At 68.1% G+C, this 26398-nt stretch carries 21 protein-coding genes; 15 read left to right on the top strand and 6 right to left on the bottom strand.

The genetic code is table 11. The features are described from left to right. The first annotated feature begins 26 nt into the window (after window positions 1-26). The 3 genes from IB228_RS00625 (at window position 27) to tkt (ending at window position 5318) form a co-directional block, all read left to right on the top strand. Complete coding sequence (locus IB228_RS00625; protein ID WP_225562236.1) at window positions 27-1649, top strand: BatD family protein; 1623 nt, start codon at window positions 27-29, stop codon at window positions 1647-1649. 77 nt (window positions 1650-1726) lie between these two features. Beyond that, on the top strand, window positions 1727-3091 hold the full coding sequence (locus IB228_RS00630) for a dicarboxylate/amino acid:cation symporter (RefSeq protein WP_192197285.1): 1365 nt from the start codon (window positions 1727-1729) through the stop codon (window positions 3089-3091). A gap of 226 nt (window positions 3092-3317) precedes the next feature. Then, window positions 3318-5318, top strand: a complete 2001-nt coding sequence (gene tkt / locus IB228_RS00635) for a transketolase (protein WP_192197286.1) — start codon at window positions 3318-3320, stop codon at window positions 5316-5318. 288 nt (window positions 5319-5606) lie between these two features. Here tkt and IB228_RS00640 read toward each other — a convergent pair whose 3' ends face one another. Beyond that, entirely contained in the window at window positions 5607-7550 is a 1944-nt protein-coding gene (locus tag IB228_RS00640; RefSeq protein WP_192197287.1) for an acetyl-CoA hydrolase/transferase C-terminal domain-containing protein, read from the bottom strand. A 116-nt stretch (window positions 7551-7666) separates the two neighbouring features. Here IB228_RS00640 and IB228_RS00645 point away from each other — a divergent pair, with 116 nt between their 5' ends. From IB228_RS00645 to IB228_RS00655, 3 genes are read left to right on the top strand one after another with little or no spacing between them, the layout of a single operon-like run. After that, entirely contained in the window at window positions 7667-8035 is a 369-nt protein-coding gene (locus tag IB228_RS00645) for a BlaI/MecI/CopY family transcriptional regulator (RefSeq protein WP_183644295.1), read from the top strand. Continuing rightward, a complete protein-coding gene (locus IB228_RS19700) occupies window positions 8025-9629 on the top strand; it encodes a TonB family protein (protein ID WP_225562178.1) in 1605 nt (534 codons plus the stop codon). Before IB228_RS00645 ends, IB228_RS19700 begins: the two co-directional genes overlap by 11 nt. After that, window positions 9626-10183 (top strand): hypothetical protein, encoded by a 558-nt coding sequence (locus tag IB228_RS00655; RefSeq protein ID WP_192197288.1) that lies wholly within the window; start codon window positions 9626-9628, stop codon window positions 10181-10183. Before IB228_RS19700 ends, IB228_RS00655 begins: the two co-directional genes overlap by 4 nt. Here IB228_RS00655 and IB228_RS00660 read toward each other — a convergent pair. The 5 genes from IB228_RS00660 to IB228_RS00680 form a co-directional block, all read right to left on the bottom strand. Beyond that, entirely contained in the window at window positions 10180-10809 is a 630-nt protein-coding gene (locus IB228_RS00660) for an ATP-binding cassette domain-containing protein (RefSeq protein ID WP_183644289.1), read from the bottom strand. The two genes, IB228_RS00655 and IB228_RS00660, sit on opposite strands and share 4 nt — an antisense overlap. Further along, window positions 10809-11501 (bottom strand): molybdate ABC transporter permease subunit, encoded by a 693-nt coding sequence (gene modB / locus IB228_RS00665; RefSeq protein ID WP_183644286.1) that lies wholly within the window; start codon window positions 11499-11501, stop codon window positions 10809-10811. Before modB ends, IB228_RS00660 begins: the two co-directional genes overlap by 1 nt. 10 nt (window positions 11502-11511) lie before the next feature. Further along, the gene (modA, locus tag IB228_RS00670) at window positions 11512-12294 is read right to left on the bottom strand and encodes a molybdate ABC transporter substrate-binding protein (RefSeq protein WP_192197289.1); all 783 of its coding nucleotides are present in this window, start codon (window positions 12292-12294) and stop codon (window positions 11512-11514) included. 163 nt (window positions 12295-12457) lie between these two features. Continuing rightward, on the bottom strand, window positions 12458-13270 hold the full coding sequence (locus IB228_RS00675; RefSeq protein ID WP_192197828.1) for a S1/P1 nuclease: 813 nt from the start codon (window positions 13268-13270) through the stop codon (window positions 12458-12460). Window positions 13271-13314: 44 nt separating this feature from the next. Then, window positions 13315-13938 carry an OmpW family outer membrane protein gene (locus IB228_RS00680; protein ID WP_192197290.1) on the bottom strand — a complete coding sequence of 208 codons (624 nt, stop codon included), beginning with the start codon at window positions 13936-13938 and terminating at the stop codon, window positions 13315-13317. Between the two features lie 243 nt (window positions 13939-14181). On the opposite strand from IB228_RS00680, the gene gap reads away from it, so the two are divergent. The 9 genes from gap (at window position 14182) to IB228_RS00725 (ending at window position 26320) form a co-directional block, all read left to right on the top strand. Then, window positions 14182-15186: a type I glyceraldehyde-3-phosphate dehydrogenase gene (gap, locus tag IB228_RS00685; protein ID WP_183644277.1), complete on the top strand. Its 1005-nt coding sequence runs from the start codon at window positions 14182-14184 to the stop codon at window positions 15184-15186. 221 nt (window positions 15187-15407) lie between these two features. Next, on the top strand, window positions 15408-18110 hold the full coding sequence (locus IB228_RS00690; RefSeq protein ID WP_192197291.1) for a DUF2339 domain-containing protein: 2703 nt from the start codon (window positions 15408-15410) through the stop codon (window positions 18108-18110). Then, window positions 18107-19486: a DUF3999 domain-containing protein gene (locus IB228_RS00695; protein WP_192197292.1), complete on the top strand. Its 1380-nt coding sequence runs from the start codon at window positions 18107-18109 to the stop codon at window positions 19484-19486. Before IB228_RS00690 ends, IB228_RS00695 begins: the two co-directional genes overlap by 4 nt. Before the next feature lie 71 nt (window positions 19487-19557). Next, window positions 19558-20733, top strand: coding sequence for a phosphoglycerate kinase (locus IB228_RS00700; protein WP_192197293.1), 1176 nt, complete (start codon window positions 19558-19560; stop codon window positions 20731-20733). After that, window positions 20730-21371 (top strand): HAD family hydrolase, encoded by a 642-nt coding sequence (locus IB228_RS00705; protein WP_183644265.1) that lies wholly within the window; start codon window positions 20730-20732, stop codon window positions 21369-21371. Before IB228_RS00700 ends, IB228_RS00705 begins: the two co-directional genes overlap by 4 nt. Before the next feature lie 255 nt (window positions 21372-21626). Next, window positions 21627-23093, top strand: coding sequence for a pyruvate kinase (gene pyk / locus IB228_RS00710; protein ID WP_183644263.1), 1467 nt, complete (start codon window positions 21627-21629; stop codon window positions 23091-23093). A gap of 448 nt (window positions 23094-23541) precedes the next feature. Continuing rightward, the gene (locus IB228_RS00715) at window positions 23542-24546 is read left to right on the top strand and encodes a class I fructose-bisphosphate aldolase (protein WP_183644257.1); all 1005 of its coding nucleotides are present in this window, start codon (window positions 23542-23544) and stop codon (window positions 24544-24546) included. Window positions 24547-24734: 188 nt separating this feature from the next. Continuing rightward, window positions 24735-25208: a MarR family transcriptional regulator gene (locus IB228_RS00720; RefSeq protein ID WP_183644254.1), complete on the top strand. Its 474-nt coding sequence runs from the start codon at window positions 24735-24737 to the stop codon at window positions 25206-25208. A gap of 11 nt (window positions 25209-25219) precedes the next feature. Beyond that, the gene (locus IB228_RS00725; RefSeq protein WP_192197294.1) at window positions 25220-26320 is read left to right on the top strand and encodes an HlyD family secretion protein; all 1101 of its coding nucleotides are present in this window, start codon (window positions 25220-25222) and stop codon (window positions 26318-26320) included. Window positions 26321-26398 lie beyond the last annotated feature (78 nt).

Here is a 26398-nt window from a genome sequence, read left to right on the forward strand (position 1 = left end):
GGTGGCGACATCCGATCGGCGTGTTGATGTGGCTCGTGCTGGCATTGGCCGCATGGCCGGCGCAGGCGCAGGTAGAGGCGCGCCTGGATCGCAACCCGATCGATCTCGGTGACACGGTGGCGCTGACCGTCCAGTCGACGGGCGCGGCGTCGGCGCCGGATCTCACGCCGCTGATGCAGGACTTCGAATTGCTGGACCAGAGCAGCGGCCGCTCGTTCGAAATGATCAACGGCGCCAGCGCTTCGCGGGTGACCTACCAGATCACGCTGCGGCCGCGCCGTGAAGGCAATCTGGTCATTCCCCCTTTGCAGGTCGGAAAACAGCGCACCGCGCCCATCGCGCTAACCGTCCGGCCCGCGCCGCCGGTCGCCACGCGCGCGGGCAATGCCGATGTGTTCCTGGAAACCGAAGTGGACGACGCCACGCCCTATGTCCAGCAGAGCGTGGGGGTGGTGCTGCGCCTGTTCTATGGCGTACCGCTGGTGTCCGGCGAACTGGATCTGGACGCGCCGGATGGTGCGGTGCTGCAGAAGATCGGCGACGACGTGCAAGGCAGCCGGGAGATCAACGGCCGTCGCTATAACCTGATCGAAAGGCGCTTCCTGCTGGTGCCCGAGCGCAGTGGAACCGTGACCCTGCCGGCGCCCCGGTTCAACGGGCGCGGCGCGGGCGGCTGGTTCGACGATCTGGTCGGCAACGGGCGGCGTGAGTTGCGGGTTGCCGGTGCGCCGCGCGCACTGGTGGTGCGCGCGCAGCCACCAGGGGCGCCGCAACCCTGGCTGCCGCTGCGGGATCTGCGCGTGCGCTATGTCGGCGCGCCCACGGCGGCGCGGGTGGGCGAGGCGGCGACGCTGGTCGTGGAAGGCGTTGCCGAGGGCGCCACGCGGGCGCAGCTTCCGGAGATGCCGGTGCCATCGGTGCCGGGCGCGCAGGTATTCGCCGAACCGATTCAATACGACGAGACCTTCACTGGCGGCACGCCGCAGGTGAAGTGGACCCAGCGCTATGCGGTGGTGCCGGATCGCCCGGGACGCCTGATGGTGTCGGGGCTGGGAATTCCCTGGTGGGACGTGGCGGCCAGCGCGGCGAAAACGGCCCGGTTGCCGGATCTGCCGTTGCAGGTGGCCGCCGGCGCGCCCGCCCCTGCGGCCACCATGCCCGGTGCCGCGCCCGCCACGCTGATCGGCCCGGCGGGGGACGGCCGCGCGCTCGCGGGCGATGGCGTCTGGCCAGGGCTGGCGGTGGCGTTCGCGGTGCTCTGGCTGATCACCCTGGTATGGGCGCTCCAGCGCCGGCGTGCTCCCGCGACGGCGCCGGCGCATGACGGCGCCGCTCGCACGGCGCCGGCGCCTCGCCATGCGTTGCCGGATCTCAAGCGTGCGCTGGATACCGGCAGCCTGGACGAGGTGGGCGAAGTGCTGCGCGGCATGGCCAGCCCGCCCGCGGCGGATCTGGACGAACTCGTGCGGCGCCTGCAACCGCCCGCGCAACGCGATGCGGTGGAACAATTGCGGCGGGCCCGATGGGCCGATGGCGACGGCAGTGCCGCCCGCGGCGCGCTGAGAACGGCATTCGCCGACGGTCCCCGCTGGCATGAGGAGGTGACACCGCCGCGGGCGCCGTTGCCGCCGTTGTATCCACCGGCCTGAGCGGACTGACGCAGGCGCACAACGGCCGGCCCGGGCAGGTTTGCTAAGCTGGATGCTTCGCTCCGAAGGCATCCCTCATGACCGAAGCCCCGACCACCGGCAAGAACAAGCTACCGCTGCACTGGAAAATGGCGATCGGTTTCATCGCCGGCCTGGCAATGGGATTGCTGGTGTACATGACGGGAATCGGCCACCTGACCGCCGCCGGCACCGGCAATCCGGCCTGCGTCGCCGGGGCCGCCGATCTGCCCTGGCAGTGCATGCCATGGGTGCAGCTGATCACCAGTTACGTGACTGGGCCGATTGGCCAGCTGTTCCTCAATCTCATCTTCATGCTGGTGGTGCCTCTGCTGTTCTCGGCGCTGGTGGTCGGCGTTTCCGAGATGGGCGATATCCGGGCGTTCGGCCGAGTAGGCTGGCGTACCCTGGGCTATACCGTGCTGATGTCGTCCATCGCGGTGGTGCTGGGCCTGCTGCTGGTCAACTGGTTGCAACCGGGCAGCGGCATTGACCGCGAGACCGCGCAGCACCTGCTGGCCGAGGGGGCGCAACGCGCCAGTGCCATCGTCGCCAGCACGCACGAGCAGCCGCACGGGCTCGACATGCTGCTATCGATCGTTCCGGACAACGTCATCAAGGCGGCCGCCGACAACACCATCCTGGCGGTGATGTTCTTCGCCCTGATGCTGGGCATCGGCATGGTGCTGACGCCCGGCAAGGCCACCGATACGCTGCGCGAGGGCATCCAGGGTCTGTTCGACGTGTCGATGACCCTGATCGGCCTGGTGATCCGCCTGGCCCCGTACGCGGTGTTCTGCTTCATGTTCGACCTGGCCGCGAAGTTCGGCTGGGACCTGTTGTTCAAGCTCGCCAGCTATGTCGGCGTGGTGGTGCTGGCGTTGGCCCTGCACCTGTTCGTGGTCTATTCGATCGCGTTGCGCGCGATCGGCGGCTACTCGCCACGCGCGTTCTTCCGCGGCACCCAGGAAGCGATGGTGCTGGCGTTCTCCACCGCGTCCAGCAACGCCACCCTGCCGACCTCGCTGCGGGTGGCGGAAGAGAAGCTCGGCCTGCCACCGCGGATCTCGCGCTTCGTGCTGACCGTCGGCGCCACCGCCAACCAGAACGGCACCGCGCTGTTCGAGGGCGTGACGGTGATCTTCCTGGCCCAGTTCTTCGGCGTGGACCTGACCCTGTTCCAGCAGGTGCTGGTGATGCTGGTGTGCATCCTCGGCGGCATCGGCACGGCCGGCGTGCCGTCCGGCTCGCTGCCGGTGGTGGCGATGATCTGCGGCATGGTCGGCGTACCGCCGCAGGGCATCGGCCTGATCCTGGGCGTCAACCATTTCCTCGACATGTGCCGCACCACCCTCAACGTCACCGGCGACATCGCGATCGCGGCGATGGTGTCCAAGGGCGAAACCGATCGCGGGCACACCTGAGTTCTTGATCCGGCCGAATCCGCTCCCGACGCCCCGCCGATCGCGGGGCGTCGGCGTTTCGCGGCCGGGAAACACTGAAGACAGGAAATCCTGGGTCCCCGCAAGTCACTGATTCAAGGGGGGATTCGGTTCGCCGGGCGATTCCGCCGTTTCTGCCCGGCCGCCGGTCTATGGGACAATGGGCGGCCCGCATTCCGGCGCGCCACTCCAAAGCCCCGATCTCCCCATGACGACGCCCTCCCGCCGCCAGCTCGCCAACGCCATCCGTTTCCTCGCCGCCGACGCGGTCGAAACCGCCAAGTCCGGTCATCCGGGCATGCCCATGGGCATGGCCGACATCGCCGAAGTGCTCTGGAACGATTACCTGAGCCACAGCCCGAAGAACCCGCACTGGTTCAACCGAGATCGCTTCATCCTGTCCAACGGTCACGGCTCGATGCTGCAGTACGCGCTGCTGCACCTGAGCGGCTACGACCTGCCGCTGGAAGAGCTCAAGCATTTCCGCCAGTTGCACAGCAAGACCGCCGGCCATCCGGAACGCCATGAAACCCCCGGCGTGGAAACCACCACCGGTCCGTTGGGCCAGGGTTTCGCCAACGCGGTCGGTTTCGCGCTGGCCGAGAAGCTGCTGGCGCAGCGCTTCAACCGTCCCGAATTCGAAATCGTCGATCACCGCACCTGGGTGTTCATGGGCGACGGCTGCCTGATGGAAGGCGTGTCGCACGAAGCCGCCTCGCTGGCCGGCACCTGGGGCCTGAACAAGCTGGTCTGCTTCTGGGACGACAACCACATCTCGATCGACGGCAACACCGATGGCTGGTTCACTGACGACACCCCGGCGCGCTTCGAAGCCTATGGCTGGCAGGTGGTGCGCAACGTCAACGGCCATGATCCGGTCGAGATCAAGGCCGCCATCGACACCGCGCTGAAGTCCGAGGACAAGCCGGTGCTGATCTGCTGCCGCACGACGATCGGTTTCGGTTCGCCGAACAAGGCCGGCAAGGAATCCTCGCACGGGGCGCCGCTGGGCAAGGAAGAACTGGAAGCCACCCGCAAGGCGCTGGAATGGCCGTATGGCCCGTTCGAGATTCCGCAGGAAATCTACGATGGCTGGCGCGCCGGCAACACCGGCCTGGTGCGCGAGGAACAGTGGAACATGCTGTTCGACAAGTATGCCGCGCAGTATCCCGAACAGGCCGCGGAACTGAGCCGCCGCTCGCATGGCGACCTGCCGGAAGGCTTCCTGGCCGCCGCCGATGCCTTCATTGCCAAGACCCAGGCCGAAGGCCCGGTGATTGCCTCGCGCAAGGCTTCGCAGCTGGCGATCGAAGCGTTTGCCCCGCTGCTGCCTGAAATGATCGGCGGTTCCGCGGACCTGGCGCACTCCAACCTGACCCTGTGGAAGGCCAGCAAGTCGGTCGCCACCGATGATCCGAACGCCAACTACGTGTACTACGGCGTGCGCGAGTTCGGCATGACCGCGATCAGCAACGGCCTGGCGCTGCACGGCGGTTTCCTGCCGTTCGACGCGACCTTCCTGGTGTTCAGCGATTACGCGCGCAACGCGGTGCGCATGAGCGCGCTGATTCCGGCCCACGCCATCCACGTCTACACCCACGATTCCATCGGCCTGGGCGAGGACGGTCCGACCCACCAGCCGGTCGAGCACCTGGCGTCGCTGCGCTACATCCACAACAACGATGTGTGGCGCCCGTGCGACGCGGTCGAGTCGGCGGTGTCGTGGAAGGCGGCGATCGTCCGCCGCGACGGCCCGAGCTGCCTGGTCTTCTCGCGCCAGAACCTGCCGCACCAGGCGCGCAGCGAAGCGCAGGTCGCCGACATCGCGCGCGGCGGTTACGTGCTGGCCGATGCCGCCGGCACCCCGGACGTGATCCTGATCGCCACCGGCTCGGAAGTGGGCCTGGCCATGCAGGCCAAGACCACGCTGGATGCCGAAGGCCTGAAGACCCGCGTGGTGTCGATGCCGTCGACCGACGTGTTCGATCGTCAGCCGGCCGAGTACCGCGAAGCGGTGCTGCCGAAGGCGGTGCGCAAGCGCGTGGCGGTGGAAGCGGCGACCACCGATTTCTGGCGCAAGTATGTCGGCCTGGACGGCGCGGTCGTGGGCATGGAGAGCTTCGGTGCCTCCGCGCCGGCGGAAGCGCTCTACAAGCACTTCGGCATCACTGTGGAGAAGGTGGTCGAGGCGGTGAAGTCGCTGGATTGAGAACGGACTTGCCGTCGTGAGTCACGAAAAAGGCCGGGCGTGAGCCCGGCCTTTTTCATAGGTGCGTACCGTTGCCGCCGACACCCGTCGATTGCGCCGTAGAGCGGAGCTTGCTCCGCTGCCGTGATCGTTGCCGTTCGATCGACGGCGGTTGCGGCAGACGGATGATCGGTCGGGCCTGGATTTCAGGGGTGAAAGTCCTGGTGGGAGAAAGAGCAAAAATCAAGAACAAAAGCAAAGCAGCGGAGCGAGCTCCGCTTTACGTCGGTGGTGGCGATGCGGCCTGGACTAACCCTGGGTTTCGCGCAATCCCAATGCCAGCAGCTTCGCCTCCACGCGCTCACCCCAACCGGCGGGATTCCTCAATCCCATCCGCTCCATCGCCTCGGCATCGGCGACACCCGCTGACATTGCCCGCAACACCGTGCCCACCTTGCCCAGTGGCGTGGTGGTCTGGCTCTTCAGCCAGGACAGGGCTTTCACCAGGCGCTGTTCCACTTCGGTGAAATCGCTGCCCAGCGGGTAGTCGGGCAGGGTGCCGTCGTGGCGGAAGCGGCGCAGGCGCGCGGTCAGATGCGCGGGCGTGTTCTCCGTCCAGGCTGCCGGCGGGACGAATTCGCGACGGAGCTTGCGGTTGCGCTGCGCTTCCTCCAGCAGGCCGGACTGGAAGCGCGCGTCGGTGATGCCGGCCATCGCGGTCACGCAGTCCTCGTCATTGCGGCCGCGCAGATCGGCGATGCCGTATTCGTTGATGCACAGATCGCGCAGATGGCGCGGGATGGTGGTGTGGCCGTAGTTCCAGCGCACGTTCGAATGGGTCTTGCCGCCGGCGTCGCGGATGGCGCGGAACATCAGCGCCGAACGGGCATCGTCCAGCGCATGCGCCATCGCCACGAAGTTGTACTGCCCACCGACACCGGACACGACCCGCCCATCTTCCAGCCCATCCGACACCGCCGCACCGAGCGCGGTCATCATCATCGCCGAGTTGAAGAAGCGCGCCTCGCGGCGTTGCAGGCGTTCCAGCGATTCGTGGCCGCCATAGATCTGGTTGACGCTGCCGATGCGGCGCATGCCGATGGCGCGGCGCTCGTCATCGGGGAGCGTGCGCAGCCAGTCGTAGAAAGCCGGCGATCCCAGGTAGAACGCGCCGTGCAGGTACTCGCCGTCGCGCTGCAGCCGCGCCTGGTCGCCGAGGTTCGCGGTGCCGTCGGCGATGCGTTGCATCAGCAGTTCGTCGTCGACCACCTTGCGGCGGATCACGCCGGTTTCCACCAGTCGCTTGAATCCCTCGTTGATCATTTCGCTGCAGCCGTACAGGCCCGCTTCGAAAGGATCCAGGCCACCGCTCTCGATCACGGCGGGATGCTGTTCGATCCGGGGATCCAGTGCCGCCAGCACCGCGCGATAGGCGGCGTTGTCGGTATGGCGCAGCACCAAGGCGTGGCAGAGCGCGTCGGCCAGCGCGCCGATGCCGATCTGCAGGGTACCGCCGTCGCGCACCAGCGCACTGGCGTACAGGCCGATTGCGTATTCCGCATCGGAAACAGGCTGGCGCGGCAGTCCGAACAGCACCGGATAGGGGCCGGGCGGGGTCACCACCGCGTCGAAGTAGTCCTCGTCCACCGCCGCGGTACCGCCCAGCCAGGGCAATTGCGGATCCACTTCCGCCACCAGCAACGGACGGGGCAGGCCGCGTGCCAGCACCGCCTCCACCGCATCCTGGGTGAGGTCGTTGTTGCAGGAGAGCGACAGCCGGCTTCCGCCGGGCTCGCGCGCCACCTTCTGCACGATCACGTTGAGCGCGCGATCGCCCAGCGCCCGCGCCACGTGGGTGTAGTTGAGGCTCGCGTAGCGCCGCTGCGCCTGCGAGGAGGACAGCAGCGCGCCGGACTGCATGTAGAACTCCTCGATTTCGATGTGCGCGGGCAATGCGTCGCGCTTCATCGCCTGCACGTAATCCAGGCGCGGGAAGTCGTCGCCGAAGTGGCGCGAGGCGAAGGGGGCGAGGAAGCGCGCTTCCAGGCCCGCGTGCGCCTGCGGTGGATCCAGCGACAGCGCGGTGTAGAGGAACCACGGGCGGGAGGCGTCCTGCCGCAGCCGCGCGTACAGCGCGTTGAGCAGGCGATGCGGTTTGCCGATGCCCAGCGGCGCGCCCATGCGCAGGGTCTGCGGGGTGTGCTGGAGGATGAATTCGACGGCGCCGTCGAGGGAGTCCAGGTGAACGGTCATGCGCGCAAGCTTAGGCGAAAGCCGGTGAGGGAGGCAGGAACGGGGCGTCTGCCGGGGGGCTTGACAGGCGAACTGTTTACGCGCGTAATTGATGAAAATTTACAGGTGTAAACGCCATGCCGATCAGCGATGCCGAAGCCCTGGTGATGGAGGTGCTCTGGCGGGAACACCCGCTCGGCGCCGACGAGGTGCTGGCGACCCTGTCCGCGCAGACCGGCTGGGCCGAGCCGACGGTGAAGACCCTGCTCAACCGGCTGCTCAACAAGGGCGCCATCCAGGCCCGGAAGGAAGGCCGCCGTTACCTCTACACGCCCGTGCTGCCCCGCGAGGACTGGGTACGGCAGCAGAGCGCGGGAATGCTCGAACGCCTGTTCGGCGGGCGGGTGGCGCCACTGGTGGCGCATTTCAGCGAACAGGGTCGGTTGTCGCCGGCGGACATCGCCGAACTGAAGAAACTGATCGCGGAGCTCGACGATGAGCAGTGATCTGCTGCGCTTGCTGTTGGCGACCACGCTCGCCACGTCCCTGGTCATCCTGCTCCTGTATCTGCTGCGTGCGCCACTCCGGCGCTGGTTGGGAGCGGGTGCCGCCTACGCGTCCTGGCTGTGCGTACCGGTCGCCGCGCTCGCGGTGCTGCTGCCCGCGCGCGAGGTAGCGGTGGAATGGGACGCGGTGGGCACGGTGCTGATGCCGATGCGGGCGGCCACCGCGGCCGCGGCGCCGTCCCTGTCCTCGATGTGGGAAACATGCCTGCTGGTCGCCTGGCTGGGTGGCGTCGTCGCGATGACGGGCTGGCTGTGGATGCGACAGCACCGCTTCGTGCGCGGCCTGGGCGAGCTGCGCCGGTGCGGGGATGGGCTGTGGAGCGCGACGAGTACGCGCGGACTGCCGGCGGCCATCGGACTGTTCCGTCCCCGCATCGTGGTGCCGGCCGATTTCGAGTCCCGCTATCTGGAACGGGAACGGGTTCTCATCGCCTGCCACGAGCGCCTCCACATCAACCGCGGCGATCTGGTGGCCAATGCGTTCATGTCGGCGCTGCGGTGCGTCTACTGGTTCAACCCGCTGATCCATCTGGCCGCGCGCCGCTTGCGCATCGATCAGGAACTGGCCTGCGACGTGGACGTCATCCGCCGGCATCCCGGTGCCCGGCGCAGTTACGGCGAGGCCATGCTGAAGGGGCAACTGGATGTCGGTCCGGTGCCGCTCGCCTGCCATTGGCCCGCGCCGCATCCGCTCAGGGAGAGGATCGCCCAACTCGGAAAGCAGCTTCCCTCTCGGCGCCGCCGTGCTCTGGCGACGCTGCTGGTGGCCGCGATGGTCGTCGCGGCCGGCTACGGCGCCTGGGCCGCGCAACCGGCGCCGCCGCCCGCGGTCGCGCAGGAGCGCCTGTACCACATCGCCATGCAGGTGAGCCTGGGCGGTGCGACCCGTGCGTTCGAGATCCGCGAGAAGCCCGGAAAGGCATTCGCGGTGTCGGGCCAGACGGAGGCCGGCGAGACGTGGAAGGGCACGTTCCGGGTCGAAGCGATGACGGCCGGGCGTGCCCGCGTGCTTGCCGATATCGACGTCGCCGGCAAGCCGGCGGGAAGCCCCGAGTTGCTGATCGAGCTCGGCAAGTCGGCGAGCCTTCGCATCGACGGTGAAAACGGGAAGCCTTCCCTCTCCATCGAACTGATGGTCACCCTCGAACCGGGAACCACCTCGCCGCTGAGTACCGGCAGCCGTCCAATCAGCCGGATGAAGCGCGCCGTCGATCATTCCACGCTCGCACCGCCGCGATATCCCGCCAGCCGGCATGAGGGGACGGTGGTGATGAGGCTGGTCATCGGGACGGAGGGAGGGGTGAGCCAGGTCGGCCTAGAGCGCAGTTCCGGCTTCGACGATCTGGACCAGGCCGCGATGACCGCCGCGCGCGGATGGCGTTTCGAGCCGGCCATCGAAGCGGGCCGTGCCGTGGTGTCGATGGTGCGGGTGCCGGTGGAGTTTTCGCTGGATGAACCGGATGACCTGGCGCAACAGGCCGCACGCGATCCGACCGAACCCGCGTGGAATGGACAGCGGAGTGCGCGGCGATGAGGCGCACCGCGCATGCGAGCGCGCCACGCTGGATGCTGGCGGTGACGATCGCCGGCCTGACCGCTTGTGCCAGTCCTCCCGCCACCCGCATCGACAGCGTCGAGCGCCGCCTGATCATGCCGGAAGGCAGCGCGCGCTACCCAATGGCGGCGCACCAGGCGTTCGCCTATCCGATTCCGCAGGACAACGTCTCGCCGGTGTTTCCCGCCGACTATCCCGCGCGCGAACTGGCGCCCACCACGCTGTGCGTGTCGTTCGTCGTCGATGCAGCGGGCAATCCTGCACAGGTCAACGCACTGGCCCAGGAAGGCTGCGCGCCGGCGGAGCAGTTCGTCCCGCTGCGCGACGCGATGCTGGCCGCGGTGAGCCAATGGCGGTTCGAACCGGCGATGTTCTGCGACTATCCCGATGCCGCCACCCGCGATCGCGACTGGAATGGCGTCGGCTGCGCGGGTGCGACCGTGCAGAAGCGGATCGTGCCGGTATCGCTGGCCTATGCCTTCACCTTCAGTCTCCGCAACGGCAAGGGCGAGGTGGCGTCGGCCAAGCGCTAGTCGCTGCCCGGCGCCATCGCATGCACGGCGTCGGCCAGGCGGCGCACTTCCTCGGCGTGGTGGCTGACATAGACGATCGGCAGGCGGATTTCATCGCGGACCCGCTGCAGGTAGGGAATCAACTCTTCACGGCGTGCCTGGTCCAGCGCGGACAGGGGCTCGTCGAACAGCAGGATCGCCGGTTGCGAGAGCAGCGCACGCCCGATCGCCACCCGTTGGGCTTCGCCGCCGGAAAGGTTGCGCGTGCGCCGTCCCAGCAGCGCACCGATGCCCAGCAGTTCGACCACCGCGTCGAAACCGAAGCGTACCGGCGTGTTTCGGCCATGGCGCCCGTAGCGCAGGTTGCCGCGCACGTCCAGGTGCGGAAACAGGCGCGCATCCTGGAACACGTAGCCGATGCGGCGTCGATGGGTGGCGATATCGATGCGGTTCGCGCTGTCGAACAGCACCCGGCCATCGACTTCGATATGCCCGGCCACCGGCGATACCAGCCCGGCGATGGCGTTGAGCACGGTGGTCTTGCCCACGCCGGACGGACCGGAAAGCGCGAGCACGCGCGCGTCCGATTGGATGCGCACGCGCCGATGGAACGTACCGCGCCTGAGTTCCACGTCCAGCCGCAGCATCAGATTTCCTCCCGGCCAACGTGGCGCCGCGTGAGCCATTCCGACAACAGCAGCGCGATCAGCGAGATCGCGACCGCGACCGCCGCCAACCGCCAGATGCCGGCTTCGCCGCCGGGGACCTGCATCAGCCCATAGATCGCCGACGACAATGTCTGGGTCTCGCCCGGAATGTTGGACACGAAGGTGATGGTGGCGCCGAATTCGCCCAGTGCCTTGGCGAACGCCAGCACGGTACCGGCGACCAGGCCGGGCCAGGCCAGCGGCAGGGTGACGGTGAAGAACACCCGCCAGGGACCGGCGCCTAGCGTGGCCGCGGCCTGTTCCAGCCTGCGGTCGGTGTTCTCCAGCGAGAGCCGGATGGCGCGCACCATCAGCGGAAATCCCATCACCGCGCAGGCCAGCGCCGCGCCGGTCCAGCGGAACGCGAACACGATACCGAAGTGCTGTTGCAGGAAGGCGCCAACCGTACCCTGCGTTCCCAGTGTCATCAGCAGGGCGTAGCCCATCACCACCGGCGGCAGCACCAGCGGCAGGTGCACCACCGCGTCGAGCAGCGCCTTGCCGGGAAAACGGCGCCGTGCCAGCAGCCAGCCCACCAGCACGCCGAACGGCAGGCTGGCGATCGCCGCGGTCACCGCCACCTTCAGGCTCAGGCGGATGGCGGTGATTTCCTCGGGTGTGAACCAGTCCAAGCGGCGCGGCCTACTTCAGCAGGACGAAGCCGTGCCGGCGAAAGATCGCGCCGGCTTCCGGCGAAGCGAGCCACTTCACCAGGGCATTCGCCTGCGCGTTGCGCTCGCCGCGCAGCGCGGCGACCGGATAGACGATGGGCGGATGGCTGTCGGCGGGAAAAGTCGCCACCACCCGCACCGCGGGTTCGGCGCGCGCATCGGACAGGTAGACGATGCCCAGCGGGGCCTCGCCGCGGGCGACCAGCATCAGCGCCGCGCGCACGCTTTCGGATTCGGCCAGGCGCGTCTCCACGCCCGGCCACTGGCCCAGTTTCTGCAGCGCCGCGCGCGCGTACTTGCCGGCCGGAACGGTGCGGGTCTGCCCGACCGCCAGCCGGCCCTGGCCCAGCGCGGTCGCCAGCGATCCGGGCCTGGCCAGGTTCACCTGGCGCGTGCTCGCCTTGGGAGCAATCAGCACCAGCCGGTTGCCGAGCAGGTTGCGCCGCTGCGCCGGATCGAGTTTGCCGCGCTGCTGCAGGTAGTCCATCCATTCGAGATCGGCGGAGAAGAACACGTCGGCGGGCGCGGCCTGCTCGATCTGCCGCGCCAGCGCGGAACTGGCGGCGTAGGACACCCGGACCGGCGTGCCGGTGGCGCGCTGGTAGGCGGCGGCGGCCTCGTCCATCGACTCCTTGAGGCTGGCGGCGGCGAACACCGTCAGCGACGCGGGTTCCTGCGCCGGTGCAGTCGTGGTGAAGGCAAGTCCCAGGACCAGCAGGCTTACCCAACGACGAAGCGGGAAGGGGCGGATCATGGCGGGGCTCTGCTCGGGTGCGTCAGGGAATGCCGTGGCGCGCGCCGCGTGCGAAACGCGCGCGATGGCGCGGGGCGCGCACGCCGCGATCGCCGGCGGAGCGAATGCGAACAACGAAAACAAGCGTCGGACATTCATCGGGATGCGTCCTGGGCCGGGGGATTCAGTGCGGGGCAAGCGCCGCGTTCAACAGCGATGCCAGGCGCGCGCCGCCCAGCCTCAGCTGGCGCTCGGCGATCGGCCGCCGCTGTTCGTAGTACGCGGTTTCCAGTTTGGCACGGGCGGGATAGAAGCCCGGCGCGACGACAATCGCGCAGGATTGACGCGCCCAGTCCGCCGAGGCGGGAGGCAGCGCGGCGGCCCGATCAGGCGCGGGAAGAGGCAGCGCGCGCAATACCCGCAGGTAACCGTCTTCATTCAGTCCGCGACTGTTGAGCAGGCCACTGTCCCAGACCCGGTGCAGGTTGCCGCCCTTGCCCTGGTAGCTGGTCTGGAAATCGTTGCCGCCCTTGTCGCGCGCATAGCCGGCATGCAGCGGCTGGTGGGCATCGCCGACGAAATGGACGACGAACTTCAGTGCCTGCAGGCGTTCGGCGTCCGGGCGCCTGGGGTCGGCGAGAATGGCGCTCTGCGCGCGGATCGCCTCGACCACGCATTTGCCGTCGGGGCAATCACGCGCCGGCTGGTAACTGCAATCGTGTTCACCGATGTTGACGTAGTGCCAGCGTGCGGTGGCCTTGCCGAGGTCGGGATCGTTCTCGCGCAGGTCATCGGCCCAGTTGGCGATGCCGGCGAGCGTGGGCTCGGCTTCGCCGCGCAGCAGGCGCTGGATTTCCGCGCGCGCCCGCGGATCCAGATCGGCTTCCGCCAGGCGTGCCACCAGCCGGTGTCCCAACGGACCCCAGGCGCCTGCGCGGGGCGCGAGCGGCAGGAGCAGGCAGAAGGAAAGGAATGCGGAAAAAACGGTGCGGGTCATGCCGGCCACTTTAACCGACATGACCCGCTCCGGTGGTTACAGGCTTAGAACTTCAGCACATATGCCGCGCCGTAGACGAGCGGATCGATCTTGGCCTGGCCGAGCTTCACGCCGTCGAGCTTGACGTCGCTGTCGATGTCCATCCAGCGCACGTCCACGCGCACGGCGCCGCGTTCGCTGACCTTGAAATCCAGGCCGGCATGCGCGGCCAGGCCCCAGGAGTCCTTCAGCTTCAGCTTGCTGCCGGCGAGCGCGCCGCGGGTGTCTTCGCTGAAGAACGTGGTGTAGTTGACGCCCGCGCCCAGGAACGGCGACACCTTGCCCTGGCCGTTGAAGTGGTACTGCAGGGTGAAGGTCGGCGGCAGGTGCTTGGTGCTGCCGACCCGGCCCAGGCCCTTGATCTCGATGTCGTGCTTGAACGGCAGCGCGGCCAGCACTTCCAGGCCCAGGTTGTCGCGCAGGAAATATTCGAAGGTCACGGTCGGCTTGACGTCGCTGTCGATGTCCAGCGCCAGCGCGCCATTGGCCAGCTTGCCGTTGTCGGATTTCGGGTTGACCTGGTGGACGCCGAAACCGAGCGTCCAGTCGCCCTTGGATTGCGCGAAGGCGGGCAGCGCGGCGCCGGCGAGGGCAACGGCGAGAACGGCGGATACGAGGGGCTTGTTCATGGGGCTTCTTCTTCTCGATGGGACGTGTGGGTGAATCGATGTGCGCAGTGTCCGCGCCGGCGCGGCGCGTCGCCTTGATCCGGATCAATGGGGCGTGAAGAGGCCGGAAATGCATGCGGAGCGGGCATGGACCCGGCATCCGCGCCCACCCCTCCGTCCCGCATGGCCGGCCGCGCCGGCCCTGATAGAATGGTCATCCCGTCAACCCCGCCGCGCCGGGCGCGGCCGCAGGAGTCCCGAGCAATGTCGATCAAGGTTGGTATCAACGGCTTCGGCCGTATCGGTCGCAACGTGTTGCGTTCCGCCGTGCAGAATTTCGCCGACGACATCGAAATCGTCGCCATCAACGATCTGCTGGAACCGGACTACCTGGCGTACATGCTGCAGTACGACTCCGTGCACGGCCGTTTCAAGGGCGAGGTGAAGGTCGAAGGCAACACCCTGATCGTCAACGGCAGGAAGATCCGCCTGACCCAGGAACGCGATCCGGCCAACCTCAAGTGGGACGAAGTCGGCGCCGAAGTGGTGATCGAATCCACCGGCCTGTTCCTCGACAAGACCACCGCGCAGAAGCACCTGGATGCCGGCGCGAAGAAGGTGATCCTGTCGGCGCCTTCGAAGGACGACACCCCGATGTTCGTATACGGCGTGAACGACAAGACCTACAAGGGCGAGGCGATCATTTCCAACGCTTCGTGCACCACCAACTGCCTGGCGCCGCTGGCCAAGGTGCTGCACGACAAGTGGGGCATCAAGCGTGGCCTGATGACCACCGTGCATGCCGCCACCGCCACCCAGAAGACCGTCGACGGTCCGTCCAACAAGGACTGGCGCGGTGGCCGCGGCATCCTGGAAAACATCATTCCCTCCAGCACCGGCGCGGCCAAGGCGGTCGGCGTGGTGATTCCGGAACTCAACAAGAAACTGACCGGCATGAGCTTCCGCGTGCCGACCAGCGACGTTTCGGTGGTGGACCTGACCTGCGAACTCGAGAAGCCGGCCACCTACGCCGAGATCTGCGCCGAGATGAAGTCGCAGAGCGAAGGCGCGCTGAAGGGCATCCTGGGCTATACCGAGGACAAGGTGGTCGCCACCGATTTCCGCGGCGACACCCGCACCTCGATCTTCGACGCCGACGCCGGCATCGCCCTGGACGGCACCTTCGTCAAGCTGGTGAGCTGGTACGACAACGAGTGGGGCTATTCCAACAAGTGCCTGGAAATGGTCCGCGTGGTCGCCGGCAAGTAATCAAGCCAACCGGGACTTTCCGGAAGCAATACGCGAAGGCGCCTGCGGGCGCCTTCCGCGTTTACGGGTATCGCCGTGATATACCGGTTGGCCAGCGGGAGGCGACCCGGGGGCAGCTTCTTGCAATGCCCCGGGCTTTGCCGGAGGCTGCGGACGCGAATCCGGACGCGGACCCGACTTGCGGCGCGCCGGATCCATGACGAGGACGGGAAATGGATGACTTGGCGGGAGTGTTGGTCCTGATCGGCCTGGCCGTGCTGGCGGTGCCGGTACTGCTGATCCTGGCGCTGGTGTCGGTCGCCGGATTGAAACGGCGGGTCGCCGCGCTGGAACAGCAACTGGATGCGCTACGGAGAAACGCCGCGGCCGCCACGGGCGCGCCCGCGACGGAACAGGCGCCGCGCGCGACCGCACCGGTCCGCGAGCGGGTCCCGCCGGAGCCGCAAAGCGACGATGTGTCCACGCCCACGCCCACGCTCGCCGAGCTGATGCGCTCGTCCGCGCCCGAACAGGCGCCGCCGCCGCGTGCGGTCGCGCCGGTACCGCCGCCTTTGCCCCCGGCCGCCGCATCCACGCGCGTACCACCGCCTTCCGCGCCTGCCGAACCGCCGCGTCCGGATTTCATCAGCCTGGGGCTGCGGGCGGTCAAGCGGTGGTTCACCGTCGGCAACGTGCCGGTGAAGATCGGCGTGCTGGTGCTGTTCGCCGGCGTGGCGGCGTTGCTGAAGTACGCCAGCGACCAGGGTTGGCTGCGCCTGCCGATCGAACTGCGCCTGGCCGGCATCGCGGCCGCATCGCTGGCGGCGCTGGTATTCGCCTGGCGCAAGCGGGAAAGCAATCGCAGCTTCGCGCTGTCGTTGCAGGGCGGCGCCATCGGCATCCTGCTGTTGACGGTGTTCGCCGCGTTCAAGCGCTACGAACTGCTGGAGGCCGCACCGGCGTTTGCCCTGAGCGTGATCCTGATCGCCGGTGCGGGGGCGCTGGCGGTGTTGCAGAACGCCAAGGCGCTCGCCGTGTTCGCGATTCTCGCCGGCTTCCTGGCGCCGATCTGGCTGTCCACCGGCAGCGGCAACCATGTCGCGCTGTTCTCGTACTACGCGGTGTTGAACGCCGCGATCCTGGGCGTCGCCTGGTGGAAACCGTGGCGCATCCTCAACCTGCTGGGCTTCGTCTTCACCTTCGGCATCGGCACGATCTGGGGCGTGCTCGACTACCAGCCGACCAAGTTCGCGACCACCGAGCCGTTCCTGCTGCTGTTCTTCGCGTTCTACCTGATCATTCCGCTGCTGTATGCGCGCCGGCAGCCGGAAGGCCGGCGCGGACTGGTCGAAGGCTGCCTGGTGTTCGGCACGCCGCTGGTCGCGTTCTCGCTGCAGGCGGGATTGCTGCAGGGCGAACGGCTGCCGCTGGCGTTCAACGCGCTGGGATTGGCGGCGCTGTACGCGTTGCTGGCGGCGGCGCTGCGCCGACGCGGCGGTTTCGAACGGATGGTGCCGTCGTATGCGGTGCTGGCGGTCGGTTTCGCCACCCTCGCCGTGCCGCTGGCGCTGTCTGCGCATGCCACCGCCAGCGTGTTCGCGCTGGAAGGCGCGGCGCTGGTCTGGCTCGGCCTGCACCAGCGGCGGCGGTTGCCGCTGATCAGCGGTACCGGTTTGCAGTTGCTTGCGGCGTTCGCGTTCCTGCTTGGCCTGAGCCCGGTGCTCCCCGATACCGCCGTCGCCAATCCGGCCTTCATGGGCGCGCTGCTGATCGCGCTGGCCGGACTGGCGAGCGCGTGGGTGTTGCGGGCGCACGGCAAGCCGATGCCGGCGCTGGCGTTCTATCTGTGGGGAATGGCGTGGTGGCTGGGCACGACGGTCAGCGAGATTGGCCGGTTCGTGGCCTGGGATGCGCGCGCCGATGCGCTGCTCGTGCTGGTCGCGTTCACCGGCTGGATCGCGGCCGAGGTGCATCGCCGTCGTCCCGCGACCGCGCTCGCGATGACCACCTTGCTGGCACTCGCGGCGGCCCTGCCACTGGCGCTGGCGCAGACCCAGGCCCACGGACAACCGTTCGCCGGCTACGGCGCGCTGGCCTGGCTGGCGTACGCGGTCCTGGGCGTGCGCAGCCTGCTGTGCCTGCGTTCCAGCGAACACGCGCTGGCCGGCTGGGCGCAATTCGCGTGGCTGCTGGTGTGGCCCCCGGTGCTGTCGATGCTGCTGGAATGGACCGGCGGACGTTTCGAACTGGCCGAGGGCTGGCGCGTGCTGGGCATCGGCCTGCCGTGGCTGGCGGCCGCGGCGCTGGGCCTGTTCCGCTGGCCGTGGCTGGCGGCGCCGCTGGGCGAGCGCTTCGAAGGTTATCGCGGCACGCTGCTGGCGGTGCTGTTCGTGGTGCTGGGCATCGGTGGACTCGGATCGCTGTGGCTGGCCGGCGCGGCATCGCCGCTGCCGTGGGTGCCGCTGCTCAACCCGCTGGAACTGGCGCAACTGGCGATCTTCGTCCTGTTCGCATGCTGGGCATGGTCGCCGCAGGCACCGGAACTGCTACTGCGGTGGCGGCCGATGGTGCTGGCGCTGCTCGGCTTCGTGCTGATCACCTCGGTCGTGTTGCATGCCGTGCACCATTGGGGTGGCGTGGCCTGGAACGATCGGTTGATTTCCACGGGCCTGGCCCAGACCAGCCTGACCGTGGTGTGGAGCGTGCTGGGCGTGATCGGCTGGATCGCCGGCTCGCGTCGCGGCCAGCGCGGCCTGTGGCTGGCCGGCGCCGTGTTGATGGGCGTGGTGCTGGTGAAACTGATCCTGGTGGATCGCGGCAACCTGGGCGATGTGCTGGGCATCGCTTCCTTCATCGCCTATGGCCTGCTGTGCACGGTGGTCGGTTATCTCGCGCCGGCGCCGCCGCGCGTGGCCGGCCCGGAGAATGACGGAGAACACGCATGACCCCGATCACACCGCGCGCGGCAAAGGCCGCGCTCGCCCTGCTGGCCTTGCTGGTGGCCTCGCAGGCGCTGGCCGGTTCCCGCAGCGACTATGCGCGCGAGTGGCCATTGAAGGCGGCGCAATCCGACGCGGGCGCCTACCGGGTGACGCTGGATGCCGCCGTCTACCGGCAGGTGCAGTCGCCTGAGCTGAAGGATCTGGAAGTGTTCGATGCGCGCGGGCAGGCGGTGCCGACGGCGTTGCTCGAAACCGATCGTCCGCAGGCGGCCACAGCCCGCCGGCAAACGCTGCCCTGGTTTCCCCTGCCGGTGATGAGCGGGGCGGCGTCTCGCGATATCGCCGCGATCAGCGAGATCGCCAGTGATGGCAGCCTGCGCCGGGTCGAGCTGCGCGGCACGGACGCGCAGGACGGCGGCATCCTGATCGATGCCAGTCGCCTGGAGGCCGCGCCGGTCGCGCTGCGGGTGCGCTGGAGCGCGGGACAGGCGCCCTTCGATCGCGCCTACCGGGTGATGGCATCCGACAATCTGCGCGACTGGCAGACCGTGCAGGAAGAAGGGCATCTGGTCGAACTGGAGAACCAGGGCCAGCGGGTCATGCGCGATCGCATCGAACTGGCGCCGGTGAAGGCACGCTACCTGCGGCTGGCCCCGCTGGCGGCGGGGACGCCGCTGCGCCTGGAGCAGATCGAGGCCGAACTGGCCACGGTGGTGCACGAGCCCGACTGGGCCTGGCAGGAGCTGGCGGGAACGCGCATCGAGGATCCCGATGGCGCCGTGCACTACGAATTCGTCTTGCCCGGACGCTTTCCGGTGGAGCGCGCCGACGTGCTGCTGCCCGGCAACAGCACCCGCGCGTGGACCCTGGAGTCGCGCGACGATCCGGCGTCGCCCTGGCGCCGCGCGGCATCGCCCTGGGTGGCGTACCGCTTGCAATCCGGCGACCGCGTCGATGCCTCGCCGTCGCAGCCGCTGGACGGCCTGCGCCGGGATCGCCACTGGCGCCTGACCGGCGCGCGCGGCGCGCAGACCGAAGCACCCCGCCTGCGGCTGGGCTATCGGCCCGAGACGCTGGTGTTCGTGGGCCAGGGCGAACCGCCGTTCGCGCTGGCGGCCGGCAGTGCGCGCACCCGTCGCGACGATGCGCCGCTTGCGGAACTGGTCGCCGCGCTGCGGAGCCAGCGCGGCCCCGCCTGGCAACCAGCGGTGGCGACGCTGGGCCAGGCGCGCGTGCTGGCCGGCGATGCCGCGCTGACGCCCGCGCCACCGCAGCGCGACTGGAAGGCCTGGCTGCTGTGGGGGCTGCTGGTGGCCGGTGCCCTGCTGGTGGCGGGATTCGCCTTCAGCCTGCTGCGCAAGCCGCCACCCGCGGGCTGAGGGCCCGCGGTTTGCGGCGCCTGCGCGCAGCCGGGACAATAGGCGTCTTTCCCCGCCCCGAAGGAATGCCCATGTCCATCGTCCGCATGACCGACCTCGACCTCGCCGGCAAGCGCGTGCTGATCCGCCAGGATCTCAACGTGCCGATCGAGGACGGCCGGATCACTTCCGAACAGCGCATCACCGCGTCGCTGCCGACGCTGAAGCAGGCGCTGGGGCAGGGCGCGGCGGTGATGGTCACCTCGCATCTGGGACGTCCGAAGGAAGGCGTGTGGAGCGAAGCCGATTCGCTGGCGCCGGTGGCCGCGCGGCTGTCGGAACTGCTGGGCGTGGACGTGCCGCTGGTGCGCGACTGGGTGGACGGCGTGGACGTCAAGCCGGGCCGGATCGTGCTGCTGGAAAACTGCCGCATGAACGTGGGCGAGGGCAAGGATGACGAGGCCCTGTCGAAGAAATACGCCGCGCTCTGCGATGTGTTCGTCATGGACGCCTTCGGCACCGCGCACCGTGCGCAGGCGTCGACCCATGGCGTCATCCGTTTCGCCGGCGTGGCCGCCGGCGGCCCGCTGCTGATGGCCGAGCTGGACGCGCTGGCCAAGGCGCTGGACAAGCCGGCCCGTCCGCTGCTGGCGATCGTGGCCGGCAGCAAGGTCTCGACCAAGCTGGAATTGCTGTCCAACCTGGTCGGCAAGGTGGATCAGCTGATCGTCGGTGGCGGCATCGCCAACACGTTCATCGCCGCCGCCGGTCATGCGGTCGGCAAATCGCTGTACGAGCCGGATCTGCTCGACACCGCGCGCAAGATCGACGCCGACGCGAAGGCGCGCGGCGCCGACATCCCGCTGCCGTCCGACGTGGTGGTGGCGAAGGAATTCAAGGCCGATTCGCCGGCCGAGGTGAAGGCGGTCGATGCGGTGTCCGCCGATGACCTGATCCTCGATATCGGCCCGCAGACCGCGCAGCGCTACGCCGAGCTGATCCGTTCGGCCGGAACGGTGGTGTGGAACGGACCGGTCGGCGTGTTCGAGTTCGACGCGTTCGGCATGGGCACCGAGGCGCTGGCGCGCGCAATCGCGCAGTCGCCGGCGTTCTCGATCGCCGGCGGTGGCGACACCCTGGCCGCGGTCGACAAGTACGGCATCGCCGGCGAGGTGAGCTACATCTCCACCGGTGGTGGCGCGTTCCTGGAATTCCTCGAGGGCAAGACCCTGCCGGCGGTGGCCGCGCTGGAGGCCCGCGGACAGTGACGCGCGATACCCTGTTCTTCGATCTCGACGGCACCCTGATCGATTCCGCCGTCGGCATCACCCGTTGCGTCGCCTATGCACTGGAGCAATTGCGGCATCCGGTGCCAGCCGACGCCGAGCTGCGCCGCTGGATCGGCCCGCCGCTGCGCACCAGTTTCGGTCCGCTGCTGAAGGAGCCGCGGCAGGTGGAACTGGCGGTCGAACACTATCGCACCCGCTTCGAATCGCACGGCTGGGCTGAGCACGAGGTCTACGAGGGCATCGGTGAGGCGGTGGAGGCGCTGCACGCGCGGGGACATCGCCTGGCGATCGTCACCGCCAAGAACGAGCCGCATGCGCGCAAGATCATCGCGCACCTGCCGTTCGGTCATCGGTTCGAGGATGTCATCGGCTCCACCATCGACGGCAGCCTCAGCCACAAGCCGGAGCTGATCGCCGAGGCGATGCGCCGCCTGTCGCTGGCACCGGAACAGTGCCTGATGATCGGTGATCGCCACATGGACATCGATGGCGCGCGCCATCATGGCATGCGCAATATCGGCGTGCTGTGGGGATTCGGCGGCGAGGCGGAACTTCGCCAGGCCGGCGCTGATCACCTCGCCACGCGACCGCCGGATCTGCGCGCGCTGCTGGCCTGAGTATCGTGGGCACGCGCGGACCGGCGCGCAAACCGGGGTGCGATCGCAGCATGGCAACGCACTCAAGAGACCAAAAAAATACCAGTATCGGCATCGGCGTGAAGTCCACGAAACCGCTGTAAAACAGCGGTTTCACTGGATCCCGCGCAGGCTCGCGCCGCACCTGCCGACGCGCGGTACGCCACCTGTCCGCGTGGATCATTGCAGTGCCCGTGCGGTGTGGTAGCGTTTGCGCCAATTCAGGGAAACGCACCAATGATCGAACGCCAGCGCCGCACCAAGATCCTCGCCACCCTCGGACCGGCCACCGATCCGCCGGGCGTGCTTGACGAGCTGTTCCGTGCCGGCGTCAACGTGGTCCGCCTGAATTTCTCCCACGGGGATCCTTCCGGCCAGGCCAAGCGCGCCGCCGCGGTTCGCGCCGCCGCGCAACGTGCCGGTGCCGAAGTCGGCATCCTCGCCGACCTGCCGGGGCCGAAAATCCGCATCGAGCGTTTCGCCGAGGGCAAGGTCGTGCTCAAGGCCGGCGCGCGTTTCGATCTGGTCGCCAATGCCAGTGCGCCGGCTGGCGATGTCTCGCAGGTGGGCGTGAGTTACCTGGGGCTGCCCGGAGACGTGACCCACGGCGACACCCTGCTGCTCGATGACGGCCTGATGCAGCTGCGGGTGGAGCAGGTGGAAGGCGAGCGCATCATCACCACCGTGCTCAACGATGGCGTGCTGTCCGATCGCAAGGGCTTGAACAAGCTCGGTGGCGGCCTGTCGCTGGGCGCGCTGACCGAGCGCGACAAGGAACTCATCGCCATCGTCGCCGAGATTGGCGTCGACTTCATCGCGGTGTCGTTCTGCCGCAATGCCGAGGACATGAACGAAGCGCGCCGCATCGCACGCGAGCATGGCAGCGATGCCGCGCTGGTGTCCAAGATCGAGCGCACCGAGGCGATCGAGAACCTGGCCGAGATCGTCGAGGCGAGCGACGTGGTGATGGTCGCGCGTGGCGACCTGGGCGTGGAGATCGGCGACGCCGAGCTGCCCGGCCTGCAGAAGAAGATCATCCGCGAGTCGCTGGCCCGCAATCGCGTGGTGATTACCGCCACCCAGATGTTGCAGTCGATGGTGGACAACCCGATTCCCACCCGAGCCGAAGTACTGGACGTGGCCAACGCGGTCATCGACGGCACCGACGCGGTGATGCTGTCGGCGGAAACCGCGGCCGGCAGCTATCCGGTCAAGGCGGTCGAGGCGATGGCGCGCATCTGCCTGGGTGCGGAAAAGCAGTTCGAGACCGATACCGATTTCGAGAAGGCGCCGCGCGATCTGGCGCGCGCCGACCAGGCCATCGCGATGGCCGCGATGTTCCTGACCGAGCACATCGGCGTGCGCGCGATCGTCGCGATGACCGAATCCGGCGGCACCGCACGTTACCTGTCGCGGTTCCGCGCGCGGGCACCGGTCTATGCCTTCTCGCGCCACGACGGCGCGCGCCGGCGGATGGCGATGATGCGCGACGTGTTCCCGATCGCGTTCGACAGCCGTGGCCTGGCGCCACGCGAAGCCGCGCGCGAGGCGATGCGCTGCCTGTACGACCGCAAGCTGCTGTCCGAAGGCGACCGCATCATCTTCACCAGCGGCGACCACATGGAAAAGCACGGCGCCACCAACACCCTGCGCCTGCTGCAGATTGGCATGCAGGGACAGGCCGAAGGGCTGGGCGAGTTGTAATTGCCTTCCATTCGGGCGAGGCCGCACGCTCCCGCCCGGAGAATGGAAGCGGAGTTCATGACCAGGACCAATGCCTATACGCTGCTGTGCGTCGCGATTCGTGCCGTCGTGGTGTGGTTCTCCGCTTCCCTGTTGCTGATGATTCCCGGCCTGATGATTGCCATGCGCGATGGCACATACCAGGGCGATGCGATCTGGTTGGGCCTGGCTGTTTGCCGACAAGCTGGCACGCCTGGCGCTGGCGCGGCCGCACGAGCCCGTGTTCGAGAGCCGGATCCGTGCACCGCTGGCGTTATGGCCGACTGGAAGCGGAGGAGTCCGCTCCGGACTGAATCGTCACTCCGTTGTTACGCCATGCTTGTAACCGTTTGCAAATTCCGGTGGCCCAAAGCTGTTCCCGTGATTGGGCTATAATTGGTATCTTTCCCGCCGCTCCTCCAGGACCCACATGAGCATCGAACAGCTTGCCGAAACCGCCCAGGCCATGGTGGCCGCGGGCAAGGGCATCATCGCGATCGACGAATCCACCAGCACCATCGCCAAGCGCTTCGCCGGGGTGGGCATTGAGAACACCGAGGAAAACCGCCGCGCCTATCGCGAACTGCTGCTCACCACGCCCAAGCTGAGCGACTACATTTCCGGCGCCATCCTGTACGACGAGACCATCCGCCAGTCCACCAAGGACGGCGTGCCGTTCGCCAAGTACATGGCCCAGCACGGCATCATCCCGGGCATCAAGGTCGACAAGGGCACCCACCCGCTGGCCGGTTGCCCCGGCGAAGTCGTGACCGAGGGCCTGGACGGCCTGCGTGATCGCCTGAAGGAGTACTACGCGCTGGGCGCCCGCTTCGCCAAGTGGCGCGCGGTGATCAACATCGGCGAGGACATCCCGACCGGCACCTGCATCGAAGCGAACGCGCACGCGCTGGCCCGCTATGCCGCGCTGTGCCAGGAAGCCGGACTGGTGCCGATGGTGGAGCCGGAAGTGCTGATGGATGGCGAACACGACATCCAGACCTGCTACGAAGTGACTGAAGCGGTGCTGCGTTCGCTGTTCGCCGCGTTGTACGAGCACAACGTGCTGCTGGAAGGCACCATCCTGAAGGCCTCGATGGTCGTGCCCGGCAAGGACTGCCCGGATCAGGCCGACGTTGAGGAAGTGGCCGAATCCACCGTGATGTGCCTGAAGAGCACCGTGCCGGCGATCCTACCGGGCATCGTGTTCCTGTCCGGCGGGCAGAGCGACGAGGACGCCACCGCGCACCTCGACGCGATGAACCGCCTCGGCGCGCTGCCGTGGCCGCTGTCGTTCTCGTATGGCCGCGCCATGCAGCAGGCGGCGCTGAAGCTGTGGTCCGAGGATCTGAAGGGCAACTTCGCCAAAGCCCAGTCCACGGTCTACGCCCGCGCCAAGGACAACGGCCTGGCCGCCCTTGGCAAGTGGGAAGGCTGAGCCCGTAGCGCCGAGCTTGTTCGGCGAAACGAGAGTCCAGAAAGTCCAAAACGCCGGCCACGCGCCGGCGTTTTGCTTTTCCCTCCCCGGCAATCGCCGGCCAGCGAGGGCGCTCCAAACTGAACGGCCGTTCAAGAAAACTGCCATCCCTCTATATTGTTGCCTAGGCAGCTATATCATAGGCAGCCATGAGCGAGTCCTGTAATCCCGCTTCCCTCGGCTACCTGATTGCCGACCTCAGCCGCCTGTATGGGCGGGTGTTCGATCGGCGTGCCGCGCACCTGGGCCTGACCCGGGTCCAGTGGCGCGCGCTCAAGCGCATCCACCAGAACGAAGGCCTGACCCAGGCGGCGCTGGCCGACGTGATGGACATGGAGCCGATCGCGGTCGGCCGGGTGGTCGATCGGCTGCAGAAGGCCGGCTTCGTCGAGCGTCGCAACGATCCCAACGATCGCCGTTGCTGGCGGCTGCACCTGTCGCCGCAATCGAACGAACTGATGGATCTGATCGAGGACGTGGCCACCGGTCTGCGTGAGGACAGCCTGGCCGAAGTCGCGCCCGATGACCTGCGGATCACCCTGCAGGTGCTGGGCCAGATCCGCGAAACCCTTTCCCAGCTCGACCGCGCCAGCCGCGGCGAGTCCTCCCTTCGCAAGTCCTGACCCCGCCCCCCATGACCACCAAGATCAATGCCGCCGCCGAGCAGGTGGCCACTCCCGCATCTCCCAAGCGCCGGCGCGTGCCGGTCTGGCTGTGGATCGCCGCACCGGCCGCGGTCATCGGTTTCTTTGCCTGGGAATGGGTGGTATCCAACCGCCAGGTCGGCACCGACAACGCCTACATCAAGGCCGAACGCATCCTCATCGCGCCGCAGGTCGGCGGCCGGGTGGTGGAAGTGGCGGTCAGCCAGAACCAGGTGGTGAAGAAGGGCGATCTGCTGTTCCGCATCGACCCCGAACCGCTGCAGATTGCGCTGGCGCAGAACGAGGCGACCCTGGCCTATGTCGCCAACACCACCAGCGCGAGCCGCGCCAAGGTGACCGGCGCCGGCACTTCGGTCGCGGCCAAGCGCGAAACCCTGGCCTGGGCGCAGCGCGACCTCGCGCGCATGCAGCAGCTCGCCGGCCAGCAACTGGTCTCACGCAAGATGCTCGACGACGCGCGTCACGCCGTGGCGGAAGCGAAGACCGATCTGGCCGACGCGATCGCATCCGAATCCGAAGCCAACGCGGCGCTGAGCGGCGATTCGCATACCCCGCTGCAGGATCTGCCGGGCTATCGCGGCGCGATGGCGATGCTGGCCAAGGCCAAACTGGACCTGGCGCACGCCGAAGTGCGCGCGCCGGTCGATGGCATCGTCGGCCTGCACGATCTGCAGGTGGGCGAATACATCAACGTCGGCCAGACCGCGATGCCGCTGGTCGCCACCAACCCGATATGGGTGGAAGCCAACTTCAAGGAAACCGAGTTGACCCGGATGCACGTCGGCCAGCAGGCGACCGTCGAAGTGGATACCTATCCGGGCGTGAAGTGGAAGGCGCACGTCGCCTCGATCGCGCCGGCGTCCGGCGCCGAGTTCAGCGTGCTGCCGCCGCAGAACGCCACCGGCAACTGGGTCAAGATCGTGCAGCGCATTCCGGTCCGCCTCGAAATCGACGGCGCCGATCGCAGGGACGCCCCGCAACTGCGCGCCGGCATGAGCGCCGACGTGGAGGTCGATCTGCGCGATCCCGACGGCGGCGGCCATGCCGGCAAGGCCACCGCGGCGCGCTGAAGCAAGCTGTTTGTTACCGTCATTCCGGGCGTCTGCGGACCGCATAGCGGCGCTGTGGTGGAGTCGCGAAGGGTTCCG

The sequence above is a fragment of the Pseudoxanthomonas sp. PXM04 genome, from assembly GCF_014851695.1.
Lineage (GTDB): Bacteria > Pseudomonadota > Gammaproteobacteria > Xanthomonadales > Xanthomonadaceae > Pseudoxanthomonas_A > Pseudoxanthomonas_A beigongshangi.

What these genes read in the sequence shown, in the direction of transcription:
- IB228_RS00695 (WP_192197292.1), top strand. Translation starts at nt 18,107, where the DNA reads ATGACCCCGATCACACCGCGCGCGGCAAAGGCCGCGCTCGCCCTGCTG.
- IB228_RS00655 (WP_192197288.1), top strand. Translation starts at nt 9,626, where the DNA reads ATGAGGCGCACCGCGCATGCGAGCGCGCCACGCTGGATGCTGGCGGTG.
- IB228_RS19700 (WP_225562178.1), top strand. Translation starts at nt 8,025, where the DNA reads ATGAGCAGTGATCTGCTGCGCTTGCTGTTGGCGACCACGCTCGCCACG.
- IB228_RS00675 (WP_192197828.1), bottom strand. Translation starts at nt 13,270, where the DNA reads ATGACCCGCACCGTTTTTTCCGCATTCCTTTCCTTCTGCCTGCTCCTG.
- gap (WP_183644277.1), top strand. Translation starts at nt 14,182, where the DNA reads ATGTCGATCAAGGTTGGTATCAACGGCTTCGGCCGTATCGGTCGCAAC.
- modA (WP_192197289.1), bottom strand. Translation starts at nt 12,294, where the DNA reads ATGATCCGCCCCTTCCCGCTTCGTCGTTGGGTAAGCCTGCTGGTCCTG.
- IB228_RS00715 (WP_183644257.1), top strand. Translation starts at nt 23,542, where the DNA reads ATGAGCATCGAACAGCTTGCCGAAACCGCCCAGGCCATGGTGGCCGCG.
- IB228_RS00645 (WP_183644295.1), top strand. Translation starts at nt 7,667, where the DNA reads ATGCCGATCAGCGATGCCGAAGCCCTGGTGATGGAGGTGCTCTGGCGG.
- tkt (WP_192197286.1), top strand. Translation starts at nt 3,318, where the DNA reads ATGACGACGCCCTCCCGCCGCCAGCTCGCCAACGCCATCCGTTTCCTC.
- pyk (WP_183644263.1), top strand. Translation starts at nt 21,627, where the DNA reads ATGATCGAACGCCAGCGCCGCACCAAGATCCTCGCCACCCTCGGACCG.
- IB228_RS00660 (WP_183644289.1), bottom strand. Translation starts at nt 10,809, where the DNA reads ATGCTGCGGCTGGACGTGGAACTCAGGCGCGGTACGTTCCATCGGCGC.
- IB228_RS00640 (WP_192197287.1), bottom strand. Translation starts at nt 7,550, where the DNA reads ATGACCGTTCACCTGGACTCCCTCGACGGCGCCGTCGAATTCATCCTC.
- IB228_RS00625 (WP_225562236.1), top strand. Translation starts at nt 27, where the DNA reads ATGTGGCTCGTGCTGGCATTGGCCGCATGGCCGGCGCAGGCGCAGGTA.
- IB228_RS00680 (WP_192197290.1), bottom strand. Translation starts at nt 13,938, where the DNA reads ATGAACAAGCCCCTCGTATCCGCCGTTCTCGCCGTTGCCCTCGCCGGC.
- IB228_RS00725 (WP_192197294.1), top strand. Translation starts at nt 25,220, where the DNA reads ATGACCACCAAGATCAATGCCGCCGCCGAGCAGGTGGCCACTCCCGCA.
- IB228_RS00630 (WP_192197285.1), top strand. Translation starts at nt 1,727, where the DNA reads ATGACCGAAGCCCCGACCACCGGCAAGAACAAGCTACCGCTGCACTGG.
- IB228_RS00720 (WP_183644254.1), top strand. Translation starts at nt 24,735, where the DNA reads ATGAGCGAGTCCTGTAATCCCGCTTCCCTCGGCTACCTGATTGCCGAC.
- IB228_RS00700 (WP_192197293.1), top strand. Translation starts at nt 19,558, where the DNA reads ATGTCCATCGTCCGCATGACCGACCTCGACCTCGCCGGCAAGCGCGTG.